The organism is Micromonospora sp. NPDC005979 (assembly GCF_040614415.1).
Taxonomy (GTDB): domain Bacteria; phylum Actinomycetota; class Actinomycetes; order Mycobacteriales; family Micromonosporaceae; genus Micromonospora.
This window is the reverse complement of sequence record NZ_JBEXUR010000001.1, coordinates 701,082-724,195: the sequence shown is the minus strand read 5'-3', so window position 1 is coordinate 724,195 and position 23,114 is coordinate 701,082. Positions and strand designations below refer to the sequence as shown.

Genomic DNA, 23,114 nt, shown 5'->3' with positions numbered 1-23,114 from the left:
CCCCCGAATCGTCACTCGCCGCTGGTCGCTGTCGCACGCTGCTCGTTCGCCCCGGAGACCTGGCTGCGGAGCTTGCGCAGCGCTTCGGCGCGAGACGGGCTCAGGATCAGCCCGTACGCCCGACGCCGGGCCTCCGCCTTGACGGCAGCCTGGAACTCCGGGTTGTCGAAGTACCGGCCGACGAAGGTGGTGTTGCGATCATGGTTGCGGGCCACGATGTTGTCCAGCTCTGGGTCAGCCACCTGACCGAACCGTTCGATATCGTTGTTGAGCGCGACCTGTTGCATCTTCTCGTCCTCAGCCAGTGAGATGATCTGCTGCACGAGCAGGATCTGATCGGACGAGCTGAGGTCGTAGCCGAAGCGCTCATTCAGCTCCTCGATCACCTCGCTGAGCGGCTTCTCCTCGACCTGCCGGGCGGCGCCGCCGTCCGGCGAGAAGCCGGGGATGAGGTGCGCGCCAGACGGTTGCAGCGACAGGTCCTCCTCAGCGCGCTTGCGGATGCGCAGGTGGCTCAGGGTGGCCGCACCGATGTCGACGCCCGCACCCGGCTCGGAGGGTAGCCGTCGGAGCAGGAAACGGCTGTAGAGGTAGAGCCGTTCCAGGTCCTCGTCGCCGTATCCGACGACCTGGGCCAGGAAGCCGTACGCCCGGACGTAGTCGCTCACCGACGAGCGGAACGCCTCGGCGCGGTCCCGGTCGTCCTTGGCCAGGTGGGTGAACCGGTCGACCGCCGGCTCAAGGAACCGGTAGAGCGCGGCGTGCGCCTTCTCCAGCTGCCCGGTGGTCATCGAGGGCTTATCGGCGGCGAGCAGGGCTCGGGCGAAGGCGTCCATCTCCGACTCGACAAGCAGTTGAAAGTCCATCACCTCGCGCTGCTTGTCGTAGAGCAGGTTAGGGTCGGTCGGCTCGGTGATGGTGGTCTCGAAGTACGGCTCGAACCACTTCTGGATGTCTTCGGCCTTGTTGGCGAAGTCGAGCACGAAGACGTCGTCCTGCGTCTTGTCCGGGTGGGTGCGGTTCAAGCGGGACAGGGTCTGGACAGCCGCCACGCTGGCGAGCGGCTTGTCGACGTACATCGCCGCGAGCAGCGGCTGGTCGAAGCCCGTCTGGTATTTCTCGGCGACGACCAGGATGCGGTATTCGGTCTGGTTGCGGGCCGTGGCCTGAGGGTCGCCGACCTTCGTGTACGCGAACGCGTCCGGCAGGGCCGCCTCGGAGAACCCGTTGAGCTTCGACTCGGAGTAGTCGATGCCGTCGAGGGTGAGCGTGCCGGAGAACGCCACGATCGGCGCGCAGTCGGTGACACCACGCTTGTCGAGGTACTTGCGCATCGCCTGGTAGAGCCGCAGCGCGTGCTCACGGGAGCGGGTCACCACCATCGCCTTGGCCCGCTCGCCGATGCGCTCGCTGACCTCGGTCCGGAAGTGATCGATGATGATCTGCGCCCGCTGGTCCTGCGACTCGGGGTGCAGCTCGGCGGCCCGTACCAGTTTGGCCTTTGCCTTCTTCGGATCGACTTCGGGGTCGGCGGTCTCCACGGCCTCGACCGCCGCGCTGGCCAGCCGCCACCGCGCCTCGTACGTGATGTAGTTGCGCAGCACGTCGAGGATGAAGCCCTCCTCGATGGCCTGGCGCATCGAGTAGACGTGGAACGGCTCCATCTGGCCGGTCTCGGGGTTGCGGGTGCCGAACAGTTCGAGCGTCTTCTGTTTCGGCGTGGCGGTGAAGGCGAAGTAGGACAGGTTGGCGTGCCTGCCCCGCGCCAGGGCGGAGGCGGTCAACAGGTCGCCGTCGGCGTCGATGTCGTCCGAGCCGAGCCGGCCGAGCGCCTTCTTCAGCGCGTTCGCCGACTCCCCCGACTGCGACGAGTGCGCCTCGTCGATGATGACCGCGTACCGGCGCTGGCCCAGCTTGGCGACCTTGTCCAGCACGAACGGGAACTTCTGCAACGTCGTGATGATGACGCGGGCGGCCGAGCCGGTGAGGGCGTCGGCGAGCTGCTGGGAGTCCTCGTCGATCTTCTTGACGACGCCGGCCACGTGGTCGAACTGGTAGATCGTGTCCTGCAACTGCCGGTCCAGCACCACTCGGTCGGTGATGACGATGGCCTTCTCGAAGACCGGTTGATTGTCCGCGTCGTGCAGGGTGGACAGTCGGTGCGCCAGCCAGGCGATGGTGTTCGACTTACCCGAACCGGCCGAATGCTCGACCAGGTAGTTGTGACCCGCCCCATGGTCCGAGGCGTGCTCGACCATCTTCCGCACCGCGTGCCACTGGTGGTAGCGCGGGAAGATCAACGGGCTGGCGTGAGGGGCCGCCTTGCCCTTCTTGGGCACCTCGACGTGCACGAACCGTTGCAGCAGTTCGAGGAAGTTGTCCCGCTGCCACACCTGCCGCCACAGGTAGGAGGTCTGGTAGCCGTCGGTCGGCGCGGGCGGGTTCCCCGCACCGCCGGACACCCCAGGCCCGTTCGAGCCGACGTTGAAGGGCAGGAACCGGGTCTGTTCCCCGGCGAGCCGCGTCGTCAGGAAGACCAGGTGCGGGTCAACGGCGAAGTGCACGAGGGTACGCCGGGCGAAGATCAGTTCCTTGGGATCGCGATCCGTGCGGTACTGACGCTTTGCGTCCTCGACGTCCTGGCCGGTCAGCGTGTTCTTCAACTCCGCCGTGGCGATCGGGATGCCGTTGACGAACAGACCCAGGTCCAACTCGCCGGCCGTCTTCGCCGAGTAGCGCAACTGCCGGACCACGGTGAGACGGTTCGCCTGGTACTCGTCGAGCGCGCCGACCGCGAGAGTGTGACCGGGCCGGAAGTAGCAGAGCTGAATGGTGACGCCACGGTCCTTGACCCCACTTCGGAGCACGTCGAGCGCGCCCCGCTTGTCGATCTCGACCGCGACACGCTTCGCGAACTCCCGCTGAGCGGTGGCCAGATCGCCGTAGGCGGTGATGAGCCGGTCGAACTCCTTCTTCTGGGTCGCCCCGATGAAGGTGTCCAGCTCACCGGTGTCGAGGCCGAGGTCGGGCCGGTAGCCGTTGGACAGCCCTCGATGCCAGCCGTGCTGGAGGAGTTCAGCCTCGATCGTCGCCTCGAACGCCTGCTCCTTGTACACATGGGTGCTCACGACAGGTCCGCTCCCCTCCCGGTCGTCACGTCAAACTGCCCGGTGACCGCCGCCGTAATCAACGCCTGCCGACGCTCGGCCAACAATTCAATCTGCCGCTGCATTGATACGCGAGCCAGCTCCATCTTGGCGTCGATCTCCGCCACCTCTCGGACGGCAGCCGCTTGCTCCACCGAATCGACTCTCGGAATCGGCAATTGCTTCATAGCTGCAACGTTGAGGTGAGATTGGATCGTACCAACTGATGACTCGTTGATGTATTGGCGCGCAAACTCCGAATTAAGAATTATCTCGAGAAACTTAGGATTCACACCTGACGTCGGCCTGACTATTACCAGATCAATGCAGTTGGCGCCATTCAAGGAGTCAGGAACTACCGCTGCAACGCCCGCCTTCCCCGTCCTCACCACAACGACATCGCCCGCCCGAAGCCTTGATTTTGCGTGTAACGCGTGACCCTCATCGCTGATCTTGACGGTGTCACTCAGGTCAATCGCTCCGGGTCTGACATTCAATCCACGGAGGGCCGTCACACCCTCCCCATCGACGTACCATTTCGCCGGAGTGACGACGATTCCAACCGTCACGGACGATGCAAGGCGCTTTAGAGGAACAGTCCTCATACGCCCGTCCACCACCGGCTGCACGCAGCGCAGAACGTTCAAGGTTCGACGCTCTTCGAGAAGAAGGAGCGCCTGCCGAACGAGAGTGGAGAGATTGTCAATCCGGGCGGTTTCGACGTCGAGGAAGTCGGCTATCCGCCGCTGCTCCTCGACCGACGGGAGCCACAGCGGAAAATCACCCACAGCCTCCCAAGATGTCCTCGGCATCTTTGAGCCATACGAGGTCATCTCAGCCCAGTCGAGCCAAGGACGCGAGAGAGTGTTGTAGAAGAGATATCGCGGATCGATTTGCTCGCTCGGACGCAGAACTAAGAGTTCTCCAGTTCCCGTCCCCGACTCGCGCGCCAGAATCGACTTCGCAAGGTATGGCCGGAGCTTACTAAAGAGCACGTCACCTTGACGATGACGTAGGCTATCCTCTGCCCGCTTCGTTGGAAGATCGCTTACACTTAGGCGACCCAGACCACCGTCAATCGACTCAAGGCCGATGAAAGGCGACGGGAAGCCATCGGACTTGTCGACGACATTTTGGGCTACAAGCTTCGTACGTAGCCGCGTCACGACGTCACCTCACTGAGCAGCCCTTGAATCTGAGCTTCGAGTTCTCGCAGCTCAGCGTCGATCTCGGAAAGCGGCCTTGGCGGCTTGTAGACGTAAAAGTGGCGAGTAAACGGGATCTCGTACCCAATCTTGGTCTTGGTTTCGTCGATCCAGGCGTCGGCGACGTGCAGGCGGACCTCGCGGTCGAAGTACTCGTGGATGTCCTCGGCGAGCGGCACGTTCTCGTAGTCGCGCAGGTCCGCGTCCGGAACGACCTCACCCTTGACCTTCTGCACCTCCCCGTCCGGGTCACTGATGGAGACGCTGTCCATGATGGCCTTCCCAGGGGCGCCGGTCGGCCACAGCGCACCCCCGGCGACCGCCGCCGCGTGGAGCGCATCCTTGGCTTCGGCTTTCGTGCGCCACACCGTGCCGAGCAGCGGCTTGAACGCGCCGATCAGCTCGTCGCGGTGCGCGTACCGGGAAAGGGGTTTGCTCTCCGCGAGCGCAGCGAGCGTCTCCTCGGTGATCTCGAAGCGGAGCTTGAGCGGCCGCTCCACGGTGATCCGCTGGTAGCCGAAGTCCGTGGTCTGGAAGACCTTGACCTTGCCGTGGTCCGGGTGCGACTCGTCCGACGCGATGGTGAGGGCCTGACCGTAGAGCCGGGTGATGTGGGTGACCTGGTCCTCGGAGATCATCTTGCGCTTGTCACCGAGGCTCTTGCGCATCTTGACCCACTGGTCGCGGGCGTCGAGCAGGATCACCTTGCGCTTGAGGTTCTCCGCCTTCCGGTTGGACAGGATCCAGAAGTACGTGGAGATGCCGGTGTTGTAGAAGAGCTGGTCGGGCAGGCCGACGATGCCCTCAAGCAGGTCGTTCTCCAGGATCCAGCGGCGGATGTTCGACTCGCCGGACTCGGCGGCGCCGGTGAAGAGCGGCGAGCCGTTGAAGACGATCGCGATGCGGGACCCGCCCTTCTCCGGCGGCTCCATCTTGGAGATCATGTGCTGGAGAAAGAGGAACGAGCCGTCGTTGATGCGCGGCAGGCCGGCACCGAACCGGCCCGCGTGCCCGAGCGTGGCCTCGGCGTCGACCTCGTCCTTCACCTTTTTCCACTCCACCCCGAAGGGCGGGTTGGCCAAGAGGTAGTCGAACCGTTGGCCCTCGTGGCCGTCGTCGCTGAACGAGTTGCCCAGGTGAATGTTCGACGGATCCTGGCCCTTGAGCATCATGTCTGAGCGGCAGATGGCGTACGACTCGGCGTTCAACTCCTGGCCGAAGAGGCGCACCGTCGCGCTCGGGTTGAGCGATGAGATGATCTCCTCCGCCGCCGACAGCATTCCGCCGGTGCCGCAGGCCGGGTCCAGGACGTTGATCACCGGGGCTCCGGTGAGGTGCTCGTTGTCCGGGCCGATGAGCAGGTTCACCATCAGCTTGATGACCTCGCGTGGCGTGAAGTGCTCACCGGCGGTCTCGTTCGAGATTTCGGAGAAGCGCCGGATCAGCTCCTCGAAGACGTAACCCATCTGGTGGTTGTCGACCCGCTCTGGGCTGAGGTCGATGTCCCGGAACTTCTGCACCACGGGATAGAGCAGCTTGGCCGACTGTAGGCGGGCGATCTGGGTGTGGAAGTCGTACTTGTCGATGATCTCGCGGGCGTTCGGCGAGAAGCCGTTGATGTAGTCGGTGAGGTTCTTCGCCACGTCCGGGGCGGACGCGCCGATGGTGTCGAAGCTCTGCTTGGACGTGTTGTAGAACGGCAGGCCCGCCGCGAGCCGGAGCAACTGGTCCTTGTTGGTGAGCGTCAGCGAGGCGTCGCGGTCCCACACCGCTTTGCGGGTCGGTGCCATGACGCAGTCCAGGCGGCGCAGCACAGTCAGCGGAAGGATCGCCTTGCCGTACTCCGACTGCTTGTAGTCACCGCGCAGTAGGTCGGCGACTGACCAGATGAAACTGGCCAGACTCTGGTGGGTGCTCACGTCAACAGCTCGCTTTCACTACTCGTCGGGGCGGGAGGGGCCCCTGGTCCCAGCAGAATTCAGTCACGTGGGGGTCTCACCGTAGTCGCGTCACCGCGAATGGTGACAGCCCAAGATCGGTCACGCTTGCTCCTCGTCCGGTGGAAGCAGCGCTCCGCCGGTCAGGCCGATACCGAGAGCGTCTGCGGCTTCGTCGGCGAGTCGGCTCACCGTGTCCGCCGTGTCGCGCAACTCCTGCACCTGGCGGAACGCCCGCCCGTACCGTTGCTGATCTGGCAGCGTCATGACCGGCACCTGCAACCGGCGGACGTCAACCCGCACGATGGTGCTCCCGGTGGCGGCCGCGTTGACGTTCTCCTCCGCACTGAGGAACCCGGCGAGGAACCACGCGTCCAAGCGCTGCGGGTCGGGACGCAGCAGGAGGTGCTGCCGGCCCAGCGGTCGGCCATCGTCCTCGGCAGCGGCGACGCGGGCGCGGTAGGGCCGGGCGAACAGCTCCGGCAGGATGACATCCCCCGCACGGATCTCGACGTCTGAGTCGACGGTGGCAGCGCGACCAGCGGGTACCGCGCGCAGCAACGTCAGCGCCCCGCCTCGAAGCAGGTCCGCGACAGCCGTCGTACGCCAGGTCTGCGGCTGTTTGCCGGCGGCGGTCCACCGCTCGCTCCGCTCCGTCACGCCGATCAGCGAGTCCGCAGCGTGTCGCAACTCGGCGTGTGTCCGCCGCACCTGGCGCAGGTGATCCCCGGGCCGGATGGCCACCGTCACCGACTGGACGTGCCGGGCCGGAGCGAGGTCGGTCGGCCCGGCGAGCAGATCGACGACTGGCACCGCCCGCGCCACCGAGGGCACGGCCTCGAACACCCCGCCGTCGTACGCCGACCAGGCACCGAGCACGGCGTCGCGGACGGACTCCCAGCCCTGTCGGCCTGGCCCGGCTGCATCGACGAAGAGCACGGTGTCGGGCGCCGCGTGAGCTCCGTCATCGGGTCGCGTCAGGATCCACAGGTTCAGGCCGATGTGCGGGGGTGGTGCGGCGCCGGCCGGTAGCGCGATGACCGCTCGGAGCGCCCCGCTCTTCACCAGCTCGGCTCGGATCCGGCGACCGGAGGCGCGTTCGGCGGTCGCGGGTGGCATCAGCAGGACTGCCCGACCACCGGGTGCGAGGTGGGCGAGACAGTGTTGGACCCAGGCCAGCTCCGGCTCACCCTTCGGTGGCAGACCGTAGACCCAGCGCGGGTCGTACGCGAGGACCTCCTGGCCCCAATCGCGGTTGCCATACGGGGGGTTACACAGCACTCCGTCGACTCCCAGGTCTGGGAATGCGTCGTCGCGCAGACTGTCCCCACCTCGGATCTCGGCGCGGACGTTCCCGTACTGCAGGCCGAGGCGTGTCGCGGCCTGCGCCGCCTGAGTTGGCAGCAGATCCTGCCCGTACAGTCGGCGAGCCCCACGACGGGCAGCCGCGGCAAGCAGCCCGCCGACCCCGCAGGCAGGGTCGTACACGTCGGCGGGGAAACGCTGATCGGGGCCGGGCAGCAGGTCGGCCATGAGATCCGCCACCTCCGCCGGTGTCCGGTACGTGCCGGTCGTGGTCGAATCGTCAGTGCCCCGCTCGCCGATAAGGTCGGCGGCGACGAGCGCGCCGTCTACACGCACGGACCGCAGCAGCGCCCGCAGGACCGGGGCCTCGTCGCCACCGTAAGTCACCGCATCGCCCGTGAGGTCGGTGGCACGCCGGACCAGATCCCTGTCGGGTAAGTCCAAGACCCTGTCGACGTTTGCGGGGGCGAGCCGGTGCGCGGCGAGCACCAACGGCAGCAGTCGTAATGGCTCACCCCTCTCGGGGCGGTCACGCAGAGCCGCTCGCAGATCCTCCGCCGGCGTTTCGGCCGGCAGCTGGCCTCGACCACTGAGCCAGGAACGGACCGCGTCCAGGTCGTACGCAGGGCTTGCCTCGGTCCCGCCGGAGGGCGACGGGAAGTCGGCGTGGCGGCGGCGCCAGTTGCTGACAGTCGCCCGGCTGACGCCGGCCATGCGGGAGATCTCCGCAGCGGTGACCTGTGGCATGTCTGCTCCTCTTTGACAACCAGTCAGCCCAACCCTAGGGCAGCGAGCGGTTGATGACAACATTGTGGTTGACAGTGTTTTCACGCGGTGCTTTACTTTCGTTGCTTTCGCCGCACTGGTTGTGGCGTAATCCATCCCCTGCGGCCTTACTGAGCGCCGCCACGCTCCAACTCAGGAGAAGCCATGCGGAAGACCACCACCTTCGCTCTGCTCGCCACCGCTGTCGTCGCCCTCGGCTGCGGCGCTGGTTCGACGGACAACGCGAGCGACTCCAGCAACGACGCGGGCGGCACCAGCAACAACGCTGGCGGCGCCAAGGGCGACGACAAGCCGAAGACCGCCAAGGTCGGCGAGCCGGCCCGGGACGGGAAGTTCGAGTTCACGGTCAAGTCGTCCAAGTGCGGCGTGGCCAAGATCGGCAACGACGTCCTCGGCGCCAAGGCGCAGGGCCAGTACTGCCTGGTCACGGTCAACGTGAAGAACATCGGCAAGGAAGCGCAGATGTTCGACGGCAGCAGCCAGAAGGCGTACGCGGCCGCCGGCACCGAGTACTCCGCCGACACCGGCGCGGCCATCTACGCCAACAAGAACGCCGAGACGTTCCTCAACGACGTCAACCCCGGCAACCAGGTGACCGGCGTCGTGGTCTTCGACATCCCGAAGAACGTCAAGCTCACCAAGCTCGAGCTGCACGACTCGCCGTTCTCCGGCGGCGTCGACGTCACCCTGTGAGCTGATCACCCGCGCCGAGGGCGGGACCCGCGAAGCCCGCCCTCGGCGCACCCCTCCCCCGCACCACCGCCACCCCGATTCTCAACGCGAGGAGATCGACGTGCGCCGTGCGAGCCAGCCGACCACGACCAGAGCCACCACGAGCAGACCGACCAACCGCCGTGGCGTCCGCGAGGACGTCACCCATCCGCCGTACGACGCACCCACCCTCTTCGACCTCGATCTGCCCGAGCGGCCGGAGAACACTTACCTGACGTCGGTCTACCAGCTCGAACGGGTGACGCCGACCATCGAGGGTCTGCACGACGCGGTGAACCGCCGCTACGTGCGACAGCACGACTTCCTCATCGAGGAGCGTCTGGTCGCCGGCGCGCCGGCGCTGCTGGTGCATGGGACGGTGCCGCGTCAGCGGGCCGACTGGTGCGAGGTGCTCACCCGGCTCACCGGGGAGGAGACCGAACTCGGGTTCAGCAGCGGCGGTGCCGCGCTGCTCGTCGCGGTGGACGAGAACGTCTACGCGCTCGCCTACGGCACCGTGGGTCGTCACATGGTCGACCTGGACCTGGTCAATCCGGGCTTCGGGATCGGCTTCGCGGTGCGGTCGCTGGCGCCCGACGAGATCAAGCAGGTACGCCGGCGGGTGTTCGGCACCACCGGCCGGGTCGACCGCAACATAGTTCCGGGCGGCCAGCACATCCGGATGTACGGCATCGACAAGTGGGGCGAGATCGTCGGCCAGGTCTGCGGGCGGACGTTCAACCCGAACCTGACCGCCTGCCGGTCGACGGGTAGGGCCACGCCGGTCGAGGGCAGTGACGCCCTGCGCATCCACCTGGGTGTCGAACCCGCGAGCCTCCTCGCCGACCTGCGGGAGATCGACCGGGTCCGCAAGCAGGAGGCGCCCTTCGCTGACCTGGAGTTCATCACCCAGATCCGGCCGGTGTCGGCGCGGGATGCCCGGCTGTCGCAGGTGGAGGAACAGTTGGACCGGCTGCTCAGGTTGCCGGACCCCGCGGACGTCGGGCTGGCCGTGCCGGGGCGGGTCTTCAGCGAGATCGAGCGGGTCCGGTCGTACAAGCTTCGGGTGCCGAAGTCCGGCCTCCGTCCGGCGCGCCTGCCGGAGCTCACGTTGGCGGACGTGCTCGCGCAGACCGAGGGCGTCCCGGACGGTGAGCGGTGGGCGTCGCTCTGCACCGGGCGCATCACCCTCTACGGCGATAAGCACGGCCAGGAGGAGATCGACTCCACCGCCGCGTCGCGGTGGATCACGGCGCAGCTCGCGCACGGTGAGAGCCAGCTCCTGCTGCACGAGGGTGGCTGGTACGAGATCGGAGACCGGCACCGGGAGTTCCTCCGCGACGAGATCCGGCAGATCCTGGCGGTCCCGGCCAGCTTCGCACTCCCCGCCTGGACCGCTGAGCTGGCGGACGAGGAGGCGTACAACGCCCACGCTGCAAAGGTCTGCGGGCTGACCCTGCTGGACCGGAAGCTGCTGCGGACCAGCCAGCACCCTCGACGTATCGAGGCCTGCGACCTGCTCGGGCCGAACAACGAGCTGATCCATGTCAAGCGAGCCACGGGCAGCGCGGCCCTGAGTCATCTCTTCGCGCAGGGCGCGGTGTCGGTCGACGCACTGCGGTACGAGGCTGACGCCCGCGCCGCGCTCGTCGAGATGGTCAAGCGACAGCCGTCCGGACGGGTCATCGACCCGGGCTTCCAGCCCCGCAAGGTGATCTACGCGATCGCGCTCGGCTCCGGAAAGCCGCTCACGGTGGACTCGCTGTTTACCTTCGCCCAGGTCGCGCTCTACCGGGCGATGAAGTCCCTGCGCAACGAGGGCGTCGAGGTCGAGGTCGTCAGCATCCCGTCGGTCTGATCCGTCTACGACATCAGCTCCACAGGTCCCGGATCGGTGACCTTCCGCTACGCGCCTCACCCTTCCCGCCGCACATCTCGCGGGGCGGCCGTCCCTGGCCGCCCCGCCGCGATCACCCGTTTGGAGTTGACCATGCCTGTCCCCCGCCAGACCTGCGCCGGCACGTCGGCGCTGCCGAACCGCAACACCCCACCGGTGATCGAGCTGATCTTCGAGCGGCTGGCCGCCGCTGACGTGCCGACCGAGACCGCCGAGCTGGTCCTCGCCGCCCTCACCAGCGACGACGACCTAACCGCCGCGCTCGCCGGCACCCCTACCCGGCTCGACCCCCACTCCCCCATCGGCGACGACTCGGCGGGGCACATCTGGTTGAAGTCGGTGACCGTCGCCGGCTTTCGCGGCGTCGGCCCGGAGCGGACCCTCCAGGTCGACCCCGGTCCCGGGCTCACGCTGGTCGTCGGCCGCAACGGCTCCGGCAAGTCCAGCTTCGCCGAGGCCGTCGAGCTCGCCCTCACCGGGGACAGCGCGCGGTGGGCCGACAAGACGAGCGTCTGGCGTACGGGGTGGCGCAACCTGCACCACCCGGACCCGTGCTGGGTCGACGTGGAGCTGCGGGTCGACGGGGTGGCGACGCCGACCCGGGTGCACCGCGCCTGGCCGGTCGACGCGGGGCTGACCGACGCCGAGGTGACGGTGACCAGCGCGCGGGGCCGGCACCGGGGCCTCGCCGAGCTGGGTCTGGCCCGTCCGCTGGAGCTGTACCGGCCGTTCCTCACCGCGGCCGAACTGGGCAAGCTCGCGTCGGGCACGCAGAGCCAGCTCTTCGACGCGCTCTTCGCGATCCTCGGGCTCGACGCGCTCACCGACGCCGATCAGCGTCTGCTCCGCGCCGCCCGGCCGCACGACACCACCATCAAGGGGGTACGCGCACAGCGCACCGCCCTGGTCGACGCGCTCGCCGACATCACCGACGAGCGGGCCCAGCGGGTCGCCCTACTGCTGCGCGGCCGGGGAGCGGTCGACCTCGGCGCGGTCACGGCGGTCCTCGACGAGCCGGACGAGGCGACCACCGACCGGGAGGTGCTGCTCTGCCGTGAGCTCGCCGACCTCGACCCGCCGCCGGTCGACGAGGTGGCCCGGCTCGCCGGTCAGCTGCGGGAGGCGGCGGATGAGGCGGTGCGGTACGACGGTGGCCGGTCCCGGGCCGCGTTGCGCAGCGCCGAACTGCTCCGCCTCGCCCTCGAACAGCACGAGGACGACGGCGATGGGGCGTGCCCGGTCTGCGCGACCGGCACCTTGGACGACGGGTGGCGTGCCGCCGCCGAACGGTCGCTGACCGAGCTGCGGCGGCGCAGCGTCGCCGCTCAGACGGCGACGACCCGCCTGACGGCGGTGCTGCGGAAGGCGCACCACCTGATCGACGACCTGGCGGTGCCCGAGCGCCTCGGGTCGGAGGCATCGGTCGGCGTGTTGCGCGATGCCGTGGCCGCTCTTGCACGCGTACCCGGGGAGCCTGCCGCACTGGCCGACCACCTGGCCGCGCGGTACCCGGCTGTGGTGGCGGCGGCGGACGCGGCCCGCGCGTACGCCGAAGGGTTCCTGCGACAGCGCGACACCGGCTGGCGGGCCGCGGCGGCCGACGTGCGCGAGTGGGTGGCCACTGCCGGCGGCCTCGCGGCGCGGGAGGCGACCCTGGCCCGGTTGAAGGCCGCGCGCGCGTGGCTGAAGGGGGCGGCGATGGAGATCCGCAACGAGCGGATCGCGCCGTTCGCCGGGCATTCGCAGCGGATCTGGGCTCAACTCCGGCAGGAGAGCAACGTCGAGTTGGGTGCGATGACGCTGGAGGGGATCAACAACCGGCGGCGGGTGGTCTTCCCGGTCAGCGTGGACGGCGCCGACAACGGCACCGCCCTGGGCGTGATGAGTCAGGGTGAGATGCAGGCGCTCGGGTTGGCCACGTTCCTGCCGCGCAGCTGCGCCCCGGAGAGCCCGTTCCGGTTCATCGTGGTCGACGACCCGGTGCAGAGCATGGATCCGTCGAAGGTGGATGGCCTGGCGCGGGTGCTCGCGGAGTTGGCCGAGCAGCGGCAGGTGGTCGTGTTCACGCACGACAGCCGTCTGCCGGATGCGGTGAGCCGGCTCGACCTGGGCCGGGCGCGGATCGTCGAGGTGACCCGGGCGGAGAAGTCGGTGGTGACCCTGCGGGCCGGCTCCGATCCGGTGACCCGCTATCTGACCGATGCCCACGCCCTGTCGCGCAACGACGAGATCCCCGCCGAGGTGCGCGGCCCGGTGGTGGCCGAGCTGTGCCGCTCCGCGGTGGAGGCGGCCTGCCACCGGACGGTCTGGCGGTCCCGAGTCGCGCGCGGGGTCCCGCACGCCGACATCGAGGCGGCCATCGAGGATGCGTCGCGTCGACTGGCGACCGTCGTCGCCCTGGCCGCGTTCGACGACGCCGAGAAGGGCGGTGACGTGCTCGGCTGGCTCCACCGCCGACACGGGCGGCGGGTCGTCGACGCATACCGGGCGTGCCGGGAAGGGGTGCACGGCGCGTACCTGGCGGACCTGCCCGGCCTGGTCGCGGACGCCCGTCTCCTCGCCGGGGCGCTGTCGTGACCACCCCGACGCCGCAGCGCTGCCTGGCGGCGGCCGACGAACTGCTGCGTGGGTCCGGTCTGCTCGGAGCTACGGCCCTGAGCGCCGGTTGGTGGCCGCGGGCCTGCGCCTGCCTGATCCGGCTCGCCCTCGAAGGCGGCATCGACGCCTACTGGCAGCGGGTGAAGCCGACCGTGGCGGCCTGCCGCCAGGGCCGCGCGAAGCAGTTGATGCTGCGCGGCCGGCTCGGTCCAGGCGCGGAGGTCGCCCGCCGGGTGGCGTTCGCGTGGACGACCCTCTCCGCCGCCACGCACCACCACTGCTACGAGCTGGCCCCTACGGCGGCGGAGTTGCGTCGCCTACACAGCGAGGTGAGCACCCTGCTCGCCCGACTCGAACCGACCCGCTAGACCTGTTCAGTCAGATGCGTGTGGACGGTACGCCGCTCGAAGTGCCGCTCCAGTCGAGCCGACGTGACCGCGTTGACACCTACTGTGATGCTCCGATGTCGATCATGGAGGACGTGGCATGGCAGAACTTGAGGAAGTCGATAGCGAACTGGCCATTCCCGTTGACTTCGTGCCCGGTGCGCGCGGTCACGCTGTTCTCGCCGTGGGGCCCGACGGCGACGGCACCGAGGCCGTGGCCGTGTGGCGACTCAGCCCGACCGGACGTGCCGGCGGCGCCTGGGTGGTACGCCTCGATGAAGTCGAGCAGGACGACCAATTTGTTCGCATCATGTGGATGTTGCAGGGGCGATGCCTGGTGGGGTGGGACCGGGAGACTCCGGCCGCGATCCTAGACAGGATCGCTCACTTACTACCCGAGGAACTGGTCAGCACGTTGCAGGGGAACGTGCTGACCATCCCTGAGCTCCTAGCGGAGATCACAGAGCGTCGGTCCGTCTACAGCGAGGCGGTCGACAGTCAGCGTGCGGTGTCGAAGTCGAAGCTCGCTCCGCTCGCCTGGCCCACCGAGGTACCCGATCACGAGGATCTTGCGATCCGGCTCGCGGTGCAGCCTCGCGCGGCCTCGCCGGCAGCGGGGGTGGCGCTGGCCCTGACGTCGGCTGTCGCCATGACCGCTCAGCTGTGGCAGGACACCGAACAGGCGCGGTATCGCCGAAAGTATCTACGCGCTATGGGCGAGCCGCAGCCATTGCCCCCGCGGTGGCTGGCCTGCCTGCGTGCCGCCGCCGGCAACTCCGCTCAGGTCACGATCTAAGGAGTCGACGTGTACGCAGTTATCGACCTCGAGACGACGGGCCTACGCACCAGCTGGCACGACCGGGTGGTCGAGGTCGCCGTCATCCACCTCGACGGCGCCGGGCAGGTGACGCATGAATGGTGCAGCCTGGTCAACCCCGACCGGGATCTCGGTCCACAACTCATCCATGGCATCTCGGCCGCCGAGGCGCGGCGCGCACCGGAGTTCAAGCGAATGGCAGGTCACCTAGCCAGCCTTCTGCGCGGGCGGGTGCTTGTCGCTCACAATCTGCACTTCGACGCCACGTTCCTCCTCGCGGAGTACCGCAGGCTGGGGATCGAACTGCCGATCAGCCTGGCAGAGGGATTGTGCACCATGCGGCTGGCCGGACACTTCCTTCCGTCAGCCGGCCGCAGCCTGCAGGACTGCTGTCGCGCGGCGGGATTGCCGCCCCACCAGGCTCACTCCGCTCTTCACGACGCGAGGGCGGCCGCGAAGCTTCTGGCCCGCTACCTGCGGGACGCGGGAACGCCACCGCCGTGGACGTCGGTCATTGATGTCGCTGCGGCTGCACCCTGGCCACCCTTGGCGACCGAAGCAGTGGTGCCGGTGCCGCGTCGAGGCCCGGGGCACCGCGAGGAGCACTTCCTTGCCCGTCTGGTGGACCGGCTCCCGCGGCTGCGCGATCCGCAGGGTGACGCGTATCTGGACCTGCTCGACAAGGCACTGCTCGACCGGCATATCTCCGCCAGTGAGGCGGACGCGCTCGTCGCCACGGCAGAAGAACTGGGCCTCGCCCGAGTCGACGTCGACCACCTGCATCGCGCATATCTGGCCGGTCTGGCCGCTGCAGCGTTAGAGGACGGCGTCCTTACGTCGGCCGAACGCAACGACCTGGACCAGGTTGGCTCGTTGCTCGGGCTAGAGGTAACCGACGTCGACCATGCCCTCAAGGTCGCTCGTGACGTCGGCGCGGCCCGGCCTCAGACCAAGGGCTGGCGACTGCAACCCGGTGACGTGGTGGTCTTCACCGGTGCGATGGATCCACCTCGGTGGTCCTGGGAAGAGGACGCTCAGGCAGCAGGGCTCCAGGTCGCTGACAACGTCACCAAGAAGACTCGACTTCTGGTGGCTGCCGACCCCGACTCGATGTCCGGCAAGGCCAAGAAGGCCCGCGCGTACGGCGTTCCGGTAGTTCACCCCGTCGCTTATCAGCGCATGCTCGCCAGTTCGGCGTCTAGCTAAGGAGTCGAAGGCATGGCAGACGATGTCCCCGATGGACCAGGCCCGGAGACGGCCGGACGTGGGCAGCGGGTCCTCGACGTGCTGGACAAGGCGATCGCACTGCAGAGCCCACTGGTGCAGAAGAACATCGCCCGGGCACGCCAGCGGAACCCAGAGGCGACACCGGCCGAGGTGGTCCGCAACCTGGAGCGCATGTACATCAGCGCGTTGACCGGGACGGGAGCTGCCGTCGGCGGAACCGCGGCGGCACCGGGCGTCGGCACGGGCGTGGCACTGGCGCTGTCGGCGGGCGAAGCTCTGTCGTCGCTTCAGCTGAGCGCCCTCTTCGCGCTCTCGATCGCCGAAGTCCACGGAGTCCGCATCGACGAGGTCGAACGCCGCCGAACGATCGTCATGGGGATCATGCTCGGCGGATCAGGGTCGGCCACCATCACCAAGGTAGCCGAGCGCACCGGGCAACACTGGGGACGTCAGGTTGTCGCAAAGGTGCCCGTTGAGACGTTACGACAGATCAACAAGGTCCTGGGAAAGCACTTCATCACCAAGTTCGGGACCAAGCAGGGGATCATTGTGCTCGGCCGAGTGGCACCGTTCGGCATCGGCGCGGTGATTGGCGGTGGCGCCAACGCTGCTCTCGCCGCTCTGGCCGTGCGGGCAAGTCGTCGCGCATTCGGCCCACCTCCGCCGTCCTGGCCGTGACTGACGCGCAGCGAACGAGCCCTGATCGTTGAGGCAGGTCTGGGCGAGCAGGTCAGCACGACTGGTTCGGTGGCTTATGGTGATAAACCGGGCGCCCGGGTGGGTGGGCGTCTGGGCCGTGGACTGCGCGCTGTTCAGCCGGAGGATGACCGATGACCGAGCACGCCCGCGGCGTCGCCGACTGCTGAGATGGACTGGGCCGGATGGGCGTTGTTCGGGTTGGTCGCCACCGCGGTCCTCACCGCGGCGATGATCACCGCTCAGTTGGCCGGCCTCACCCGGCTCGACCTTCCTCTGGTGCTGGGGACCTTCGTCACCGCCGATCCCGACCGGGCCCGGGTCGTCGGGTTCTTCCTGCACCTGTGCGCCGGTCAGGGTTTCGCCCTCGGGTACGCGGGCACGTTCGCGCTGTTGTACCGCGCCACCTGGTGGATCGGAGCGCTGCTCGGGATCGTGCACGTCGGCATCGCCCTGACGGTGCTGCTGCCGCTGCTTCCCGGTGTCCACCCCCGCATGGCGTCGCAGCGGGCGGGACCGGCCAGCACGGCGGTGTTGGAGCCGCCCGGGCTGTTCGCCCTCAACTACGGCGTCCAGACGCCCCTGGTCACGGCTGTCGTCCACGTCGTCTACGGGGTCGCTCTCGGGATACTCCTGCAGGCCCGGTAACCCGGCGCTCGGCGAGGAGCGACCGCCGTGACCGGTGAGCGACCGATCAGCGACTACGGGCTGCTCGGCGACACGCGTACCGCCGCCCTGGTCGCCAGTGACGGCGCGATGGACTGGCTCTGCGTGCCACGCTTCGACGGCGAGCCCCTGTTCGGGAGGCTGGTCGGGGGCGCGGACGCCGGGACGTTCCGGGTCGGCCCGGCCCGGCCGGCCGCTGCCGTCGAGCGGCGGTACCGGCAGCACACCGCCACGCTGGAGACCACCTGGGCGGTGGGCGGCGGCCGGCTCCGCCTCACCGAGGCGATGGTCGCCGAGGTCACCGGTCGCCTGCTGCCCACGACGCTGATCGTGCGGCGGCTGGAGGCCGAGCGGGCACCGGTCGACGCGGTGGTGGAGTTCGATCCCCGCCTGGGCGTGCGGCACCGCCGGCCCCGGGTGCAGCACCGGCGGCACTCCCTGGTGTGTGAGTGGGGGGCGCTGGCTGTCGCGCTGGACAGCACGCCCACGTTCGGGATCGAACCGGGCCGGCCCACTCCGGTCACGGTGCGGCCGGGTCGTCCGGTCACCCTCGTCCTGGCCGTGGCCTACCGCGAACCGGTGATCCACGTCGAGCCGACGGCCGCCTGGGACCTGCTCGTCGCGGACGAGGCCCGCTGGCGTGCCTGGGCCGCGGAGATCGACGAGCGGGTGCCCTTCCGGGAGCACGTCGTACGAAGCCTGCTCACGATGCGGCTGCTCACCTACTCGCCCTCGGGAGCGCCGGTGGCCGCGCCCACCACGTCCCTGCCCGAGGATCCCGGCGGGGAACGCAACTGGGACTACCGCTACGTATGGCCCCGGGACGCCAGCATCGGCGTCAGCGCCTTCCTCAGCGTCGGCAAGGCCGACGAGGCCCAGGGCTTCCTCGCCTGGCTGTTGCACGCCAGCCGGCTGCAACGGCCACGCCTGCCCGCGCTGCTCACCCTGCATGGCCGACACGTACCGGCGGAACGGGACCTCTCCGGGTGGCCCGGCTACCTCGACAGCCGTCCGGTACGCGTGGGCAACGCCGCCGCCGGTCAGCACCAGCTCGACGGCTACGGCTGGGTGATCGACGCGGCCTGGGCGTTCGCTCAGGCCGGACACCGCCTCTATGCCGAGACGTGGCGGGCGGTACGCGGTTTCGCCGACGTGGTCAGCCAATGGTGGCCGGAGCCCGATGCCGGTATCTGGGAGGTACGCGAGCCCGCCCAACACGTCCATTCCAAGCTCATGGGCTGGCTCGCGTTGGATCGTGCCCTGGCGATCGCCGACACGCACGCCCTGTCGGACCGGCAACGTCGACGCTGGCAGCGGTCCCGGGACGCCATCGCCGCCGAGGTCCGGACGCGTGGCGTCGACCCGAGCACGAACAGCTACGTTCGCACGTACGGCTCCCGGGACCTCGACGCGGCTCTGCTCGTCCTGCCACTGCTCGGCATGGACCGGACCGGGTCACCCCGGGTACGGGGCACCATCGACGCCATCCGGGACCGGTTGTCCGCCGGCGGTCCACTGCTCTACCGCTACCCGCCCGGGCGGGACGGCCTCCCCGGCACCGAGGGCGCGTTCCTGCCCTGCTCGTTCTGGCTCGTTCAGGCCCTGGCCCGCACCGGGCGTCGCCGCGAGGCCGTCGAGCTGTTCGAGGCCATGGTCGACCACGCGAGTCCCCTCGGCCTCTACGCCGAAGAGGTGGACCCGGCGACGGGCGCCCACCTCGGCAACTACCCCCAGACGCTGACCCACGCCGCGCTCGTCCAGGCCGCGCTCGCCATCCGCGACGCCCCCGTCGGCGATTCCGGGCCGGTCTGAGGGGAGTCGCACGGCCAGCGCCCCCGCACCCCGTGATAATGGGCCGGTGGAGAGTGCCCGCCCCCGCCTGCTGCTGGTCGAGGACGACCGTGCGCTGACCGCGCTGCTCGCCGACCTGCTCACCGACGAGGGGTACGAGGTCGACCTGGCCGCTGACGGGCAGAGCGGCCTGCACCAGGCGTTGGCCCGCGACTACCAGCTCATGGTCATCGACCGGGGGTTGCCGGTGCTGGATGGCCTGGGCCTGGTCACCGCGCTGCGCGGACGCGGTGTGACCGCCCCGGTGCTGATGCTCACCGCCCGCGGCGCCCTCGACGACCGGGTGGAAGGGCTCGACGCCGGCGCGGAGGACTACCTGGTCAAACCCTTCGAGGTACCGGAGCTGCTGGCCCGGCTGCGCGCGCTGCGCCGCCGTCATCAGGACGTGGCGAGCCGACTGCCCCTGGGTCCACGGCGCTGGTTGGACGTGGGTAACCGGCGGGTGTTCGACGACGGTCAGGAGATTCCGTTGTCCGCCCGCGAGTTCGCCGTGCTGCGGGCACTCGCCGGCCGACCCCTGAAGGTCTTCACCCGGGCGGAGCTGCTGAGCACGGCCTTCACCCATGCCGACGCCCCCGGCAGCGTCGACGCCTGCGTCCATCACCTGCGCCGCAAGCTCGGTCGGGGCGCGATCCGTACGGTGCACGGGCTCGGCTACCGCATTGGTACGGGCTGACAGCGTGAACGAGGCCCGGCTGACTCGTGCGCGTCGACGCAGCGTGGCCCAGACCGCGGGGGCGATCGGCGTCGTGCTGCTGCTGGTCGGCGCGTTGATGTTCGTCCTCACCAGCCGTCAGGAGTCCCGGGTACTGAATTCCGAGCTGGGTCAGGTACTCGCCATGGCCGAGGACGTGGACGACCCACCGCCCGGCCAGGTGCTCGCCCAACGGACAGCCGGGACCGACGCCGTCGAGGTGACCCCGAGCGCGTCGCCGGAACTGGTGCGCGTTCTCGACGACGCGCTGCGGCGGCAGCCGGGGCAGTTCGACACCGACGCGGGCGACGACCACCCGGTCCGTGTACTGGTCGCTCATCGGCCCGACGGCAGCCGCTGGGCGGTCGCCGCCGACCTCGCGCCCCTGCGCGAGCGGCAGGGGCAGCTCGGCGTCGCGCTGCTCGTCGCCGAGCTGGCCGGTCTGGCGGGAGCGTTGGCGGCTGCCGCTCTGCTCGCCCGCCGAGCCGTCGCTCCCCTGGCCACCGCGCTGACTCTGCAACGCCGCTTCGTCGCCGACGCCTCACACGAGCTGCGCACCCCGCTCACGGTGCTGCACACCCGGGCGCAGATGATCGCCCGCCGGGCCCGGGCCCAACCGGTGGAGCTGCTCGCCGACCAGCTCGACCAGCTTGTCGCGGACACCCGGGCGCTCGGTGAGGTCGTCGACGATCTGCTGGTGTCGGCTGCCGCCGAGCAGAAACCGCCCCCGGACACCGTCGTCGACATGGCCGAGGTGGCCCGCGAGGTGGTGGCGAGCATGTCGGCGTACGCGCGGGAGCAGGACGTCGAGCTGCGCGTCGAGGTCGAGGCGACGGCGCAGGTGCGGGGCGCCCACGTGGCCCTGCGGCGGGCGCTGACCGCTCTGGTGGACAACGCTCTGGGACACGTGAGCGCGGGTGGGCACGTGCGGGTGCGGGTGCGTCGCCGTCGAGGTCGCCGACGACGGGGTCGGCCTCGACCCGGCCGAGGCGGATCGACTCTTCGAACGCTTCGCGCATGGCACAGCCGGGACGGGTCGCCGGTTCGGGTTGGGCCTCGCGCTGGCGCAGCAGGTGGCGCAGGCGCACCGGGGCTCGCTCGAGGTGACCGGCGCCCACGGCCGGGGCGCCACGTTCACGCTGCTGCTACCCATGGCCTGACCCGTCGGGTGGGAACTCGACGCCGCAAGGACTTCGCAAGAATTCGGCAATAACGTCGCGCGCAGTGACATCCCGAGCGCCGAGGAGATCCTGTGCCTGACACCGTCAATGGCCTGCCGCTGCACCCACTGGTGGTGCACGTCGTGGTGGTCCTGCTGCCGCTGGCCGCGATCGGCGTCGCCGCGCTGGCCGTCAAACCGTCGTGGCGCGGCCGCTACGGCGCGCTCGTCGTCGTGATCGCCGCGCTGGCCACGCTCGCTGTGCCGCTCGCCTCCTCCACCGGTGAGGACCTGGAGCACCGGGTCGGTGACCCGGGGGTGCACGCCCAGCTCGGAGACACGTTGATCTGGTTCGCGATACCGCTGCTCGTCGCCGCCGTGGCGCTGGTCTGGCTGCACCGCCGCACGTCGCGGCCGGCGGGGAACCCGAGCGGCAGCACGGGGAAGGTTACCGTGGTGGTCGCCGCGCTGGCCGTGGTCGTGGCGGCCGCGAACCTGGTGCAGGTCTACCGGGTGGGTGACTCCGGGGCGAAGGCGGTCTGGGGCAACACCCCGGCCGCGTCCGCCGGGCACGGCGACGACGACTGATATTCTGGACGACCGGCTCGGACAAGGAGCACACCGTGATGGTTGGCCTTCGCGCCGGGCTGGTGGCGACGACGCTCGTCGTCGCTCTCGCCGGATGCTCCGACAACGCCCGCAACGACGATCCGCCAGATCGGACCGCCAGCGTGAGCCCGACACCGGTCCAGACCGACAGGGAACCGATCGCGAAACGGTTCCCGCGCCTCGGCGACTTCGTCGAAGCCCACTGGAAGGCAGCAACCGCCGGGGGTGAAAGCCGCCTCACCGTGCCGGGCCCGACCGACACGCAGATCGAGGCACTCGTCGTCCTGCGGCCCGACACCATCGCCACGATCCTCAAGGGGTACGAGTGGCAGCCCGCGCCGCCCGGCTGGGAAGCGTCGTTGAGCGCCGAACTGCGTCCGTTCCTGCCCACCGGCGGTACCTGGCAGGTCAGTGCGAAGTACGCCGAGTATGTGCAGATGGCACAGTACAACGGCATCGTCTACCTCGATGCCGGCAGCGGCACGGTCTTCCTACGGGTGATCGACGGTTGACCCAGCCGAGGATGACGCGCCACTCGTGCGAGTAGGGTCCCGATCATGACGATTCCGCACCTGAGCGCCGCCGATGGCACGACCCTGCCCGCGATCGGGCTCGGCACGTACCAGCTCAACGGCTCGGCGGGCGTCGACGCGATCGGGCACGCGATCCGGGCGGGCTATCGGCTGCTCGACTCGGCGGTGAACTACGAGAACGAGGGCGCGGTCGGTCGGGCCGTGCGGGACGCGGGCGACGGCGTACGCGACGAGCTGATCGTCACCTCGAAGCTGCCGGGGCGGCACCACGACCACGACGCGGCGCTGACCACGATCGAGGAGAGCGTGTTCCGCACCGGCCTCGACCGGATCGACCTGTACCTGATCCACTGGCCGAACCCCAAGGTCGACAGGTACGTGCAGGCGTGGCGGGCGCTGATCGAGGCGCGCGAGCGGGGTCTGGTGCGACACATCGGGCTCTCCAACTTCCTGCCGGAGCACATCGACCGGCTGGTGGCCGAGACCGGCGTCGCGCCCGTGGTCAACCAGATCGAGGTGCATCCGTACTTTCCGCAGCAGGAGGCGCTGGACTACCACCGGGAGCACGGCATCCTGGTGCAGGGGTGGAGCCCGCTGGGCCATGGCAACGACCTGCGACAGCACCCGGTGATCGCCGAGATCGCGGCCGCGCACGGCGTCAGCACCGCGCAGACGATCCTGGCCTGGCACGTGGCCCGCCAGGTGATCCCGCTGCCCAAGGCCGCGTCGCCGCAGCGGCAGGTCGAGAACCTGGACGTCTTCGACGTCACGCTCACCGACGACCAGGTCGAGGCCATCACCGCGCTGGGCCGCCCGGATGGGCGGCTGTCGGATCAGGACCCCGCGGTGTACGAGGAGTTCTGACCGACCCGCCACACCGGACTGGCATGG

General features: G+C 69.2%; 18 protein-coding genes and 1 pseudogene. 15 read left to right on the top strand and 4 right to left on the bottom strand.

Annotated elements, in window-relative coordinates:
- Window positions 1–11: 11 nt before the first annotated feature.
- From ABZ272_RS02935 to ABZ272_RS02920, 4 genes are all read right to left on the bottom strand, one after another.
- Window positions 12–3,128, bottom strand: a complete 3,117-nt coding sequence (locus tag ABZ272_RS02935; RefSeq protein ID WP_355048189.1) for a DEAD/DEAH box helicase family protein — start codon at window positions 3,126–3,128, stop codon at window positions 12–14.
- Window positions 3,125–4,312 (bottom strand): hypothetical protein, encoded by a 1,188-nt coding sequence (locus ABZ272_RS02930; RefSeq protein WP_355048188.1) that lies wholly within the window; start codon window positions 4,310–4,312, stop codon window positions 3,125–3,127. The genes ABZ272_RS02935 and ABZ272_RS02930 overlap by 4 nt, the downstream gene beginning before the upstream one ends.
- Complete coding sequence (locus ABZ272_RS02925) at window positions 4,309–6,270, bottom strand: class I SAM-dependent DNA methyltransferase (protein ID WP_355048187.1); 1,962 nt, start codon at window positions 6,268–6,270, stop codon at window positions 4,309–4,311. The genes ABZ272_RS02930 and ABZ272_RS02925 overlap by 4 nt, the downstream gene beginning before the upstream one ends.
- A 120-nt stretch (window positions 6,271–6,390) precedes the next feature.
- On the bottom strand, window positions 6,391–8,340 hold the full coding sequence (locus ABZ272_RS02920; RefSeq protein ID WP_355048186.1) for an N-6 DNA methylase: 1,950 nt from the start codon (window positions 8,338–8,340) through the stop codon (window positions 6,391–6,393).
- A gap of 183 nt (window positions 8,341–8,523) precedes the next feature.
- Between ABZ272_RS02920 and ABZ272_RS02915 the strand changes: the two genes are divergently transcribed.
- The 15 genes and pseudogenes from ABZ272_RS02915 (at window position 8,524) to ABZ272_RS02845 (ending at window position 23,087) form a co-directional block, all read left to right on the top strand.
- Window positions 8,524–9,072: a DUF4352 domain-containing protein gene (locus ABZ272_RS02915; protein ID WP_355048185.1), complete on the top strand. Its 549-nt coding sequence runs from the start codon at window positions 8,524–8,526 to the stop codon at window positions 9,070–9,072.
- A gap of 100 nt (window positions 9,073–9,172) precedes the next feature.
- Window positions 9,173–10,948, top strand: a complete 1,776-nt coding sequence (locus ABZ272_RS02910; RefSeq protein ID WP_355048184.1) for a DUF6119 family protein — start codon at window positions 9,173–9,175, stop codon at window positions 10,946–10,948.
- Window positions 10,949–11,080: 132 nt separating this feature from the next.
- Window positions 11,081–13,564, top strand: coding sequence for an AAA family ATPase (locus ABZ272_RS02905; protein WP_355048183.1), 2,484 nt, complete (start codon window positions 11,081–11,083; stop codon window positions 13,562–13,564).
- Window positions 13,561–13,953, top strand: coding sequence for a hypothetical protein (locus ABZ272_RS02900; RefSeq protein WP_355048182.1), 393 nt, complete (start codon window positions 13,561–13,563; stop codon window positions 13,951–13,953). The genes ABZ272_RS02905 and ABZ272_RS02900 overlap by 4 nt, the downstream gene beginning before the upstream one ends.
- Before the next feature lie 118 nt (window positions 13,954–14,071).
- Window positions 14,072–14,767 (top strand): DUF6218 family protein, encoded by a 696-nt coding sequence (locus ABZ272_RS02895; RefSeq protein ID WP_355048181.1) that lies wholly within the window; start codon window positions 14,072–14,074, stop codon window positions 14,765–14,767.
- Between the two features lie 9 nt (window positions 14,768–14,776).
- The gene (locus ABZ272_RS02890) at window positions 14,777–15,994 is read left to right on the top strand and encodes an exonuclease domain-containing protein (protein ID WP_355048180.1); all 1,218 of its coding nucleotides are present in this window, start codon (window positions 14,777–14,779) and stop codon (window positions 15,992–15,994) included.
- A 12-nt stretch (window positions 15,995–16,006) separates the two neighbouring features.
- The gene (locus ABZ272_RS02885) at window positions 16,007–16,693 is read left to right on the top strand and encodes a hypothetical protein (protein ID WP_355048179.1); all 687 of its coding nucleotides are present in this window, start codon (window positions 16,007–16,009) and stop codon (window positions 16,691–16,693) included.
- A 189-nt stretch (window positions 16,694–16,882) separates the two neighbouring features.
- On the top strand, window positions 16,883–17,359 hold the full coding sequence (locus ABZ272_RS02880) for a hypothetical protein (protein ID WP_355048178.1): 477 nt from the start codon (window positions 16,883–16,885) through the stop codon (window positions 17,357–17,359).
- 27 nt (window positions 17,360–17,386) lie between these two features.
- Window positions 17,387–19,189 (top strand): glycoside hydrolase family 15 protein, encoded by a 1,803-nt coding sequence (locus ABZ272_RS02875; RefSeq protein WP_355048177.1) that lies wholly within the window; start codon window positions 17,387–17,389, stop codon window positions 19,187–19,189.
- A gap of 46 nt (window positions 19,190–19,235) precedes the next feature.
- Window positions 19,236–19,904: a response regulator transcription factor gene (locus ABZ272_RS02870; RefSeq protein ID WP_355048176.1), complete on the top strand. Its 669-nt coding sequence runs from the start codon at window positions 19,236–19,238 to the stop codon at window positions 19,902–19,904.
- Window positions 19,792–20,616: pseudogene (locus tag ABZ272_RS02865) on the top strand (histidine kinase dimerization/phospho-acceptor domain-containing protein); the annotation flags it as partial. The gene ABZ272_RS02870 and the pseudogene ABZ272_RS02865, both read left to right, overlap by 113 nt.
- Before the next feature lie 223 nt (window positions 20,617–20,839).
- Window positions 20,840–21,082: an ATP-binding protein gene (locus ABZ272_RS02860; RefSeq protein ID WP_355048253.1), complete on the top strand. Its 243-nt coding sequence runs from the start codon at window positions 20,840–20,842 to the stop codon at window positions 21,080–21,082.
- 92 nt (window positions 21,083–21,174) lie between these two features.
- The gene (locus ABZ272_RS02855; protein ID WP_355048175.1) at window positions 21,175–21,669 is read left to right on the top strand and encodes a DUF2231 domain-containing protein; all 495 of its coding nucleotides are present in this window, start codon (window positions 21,175–21,177) and stop codon (window positions 21,667–21,669) included.
- Window positions 21,670–21,707: 38 nt separating this feature from the next.
- Complete coding sequence (locus ABZ272_RS02850; RefSeq protein ID WP_355048252.1) at window positions 21,708–22,202, top strand: hypothetical protein; 495 nt, start codon at window positions 21,708–21,710, stop codon at window positions 22,200–22,202.
- Between the two features lie 45 nt (window positions 22,203–22,247).
- Window positions 22,248–23,087 (top strand): aldo/keto reductase, encoded by an 840-nt coding sequence (locus ABZ272_RS02845; protein WP_355048174.1) that lies wholly within the window; start codon window positions 22,248–22,250, stop codon window positions 23,085–23,087.
- Window positions 23,088–23,114 lie beyond the last annotated feature (27 nt).